Annotated in this window: 2 protein-coding genes; both read right to left on the bottom strand. The window is 45.9% G+C overall.

What is annotated here, in order from left to right; all coding sequences use genetic code 11:
* Positions 1-996, bottom strand: a 996-nt coding sequence (locus A3739_RS04170) for a biotin carboxylase N-terminal domain-containing protein (RefSeq protein WP_068500429.1), incomplete at its 3' end; no start/stop codon positions are given.
* A 16-nt stretch (positions 997-1,012) separates the two neighbouring features.
* Positions 1,013-1,115, bottom strand: a 103-nt coding sequence (locus A3739_RS27960; RefSeq protein ID WP_304440254.1) for a biotin/lipoyl-containing protein, incomplete at its 5' end; no start/stop codon positions are given.

The following is a 1,115-nucleotide window of genomic DNA, read 5'->3' on the forward strand; positions in this document are numbered from 1 at the left end:
GCCTTTAAATTTGATCTCTTCTTGGGTGTAGGTCAGCGACTTTCCTCCAGCGATCTTCATCTGTTCTTTGACTAGATTCACGCCGGTGATCATTTCCGTTACAGGGTGTTCTACCTGTATACGGGTATTCATTTCGATGAAATAGTACTTGCCGTCTTGATATAAGAACTCAAAAGTACCTGCGCCTCTGTAGTTAATATCGATACATGCTTTAACGCAGGCATCAAACACTTCTTGGCGAGCAGTTTCGTCGACATTTGGTGCCGGTGCTTCTTCAATGACTTTTTGGTGACGTCTCTGCAAAGAGCAGTCTCGATCGCCAAGGTGAATGGCTTTGCCTTGACCGTCCGCGAGTACTTGGACCTCCACATGGCGAGGCCTATCGAGGAATTTTTCTAAGTAAACGGTATCATCGCCAAATGCATTTTTTGCCTCTTGCTTGGTAAGGGCAATTGAATTAACTAGTTCTGATTCTTCGTAGACAACGCGCATTCCGCGTCCACCGCCACCAGAGGCTGCTTTGATCATCACCGGAAAACCGATAGATTTTGCGATCGCTATTGTGTCTGCTGTGTTGTCACTCAGTGGGCCGTTAGAGCCTGGAACCGTTGGTACACCAGCTTGATTCATTGCTTGAATTGCTGAAACTTTATTACCCATTAGTCGAATAACATCGGCGCTAGGGCCAATGAAGGTAAAACCACTGCGCTCAACTTGTTCAGCAAAATCAGAGTTTTCAGCAAGGAATCCATAGCCTGGGTGAATAGCATCTGCGTTAGTCACTTCCGCGGCAGCGATAATCGCTGGAATGTTCAGATAGCTTTCCGTGGGTTGATTTCCGCCAATGCAAACGGATTCATCGGCAAGCCTAACGTGCATCAGGTCGCGATCAACTTTTGAGTGAACTGCAACGCTATGGATACCCATTTCTTTACACGCACGCAAAATCCGTAAAGCGATTTCTCCACGGTTTGCGATGAGTACTTTTTTAAGCATAAGGTGAAGTTTTCCGTTATGAGATGCTGAATAGCGGTTGGTCAAACTCTACCGGAGCGCCATTCTCTACTAATACTTCTGATATAGTTCCATCTCTATCGGCTTCTATTTGGTTCATC

The sequence above is a fragment of the Oleiphilus sp. HI0067 genome, assembly GCF_001635735.1.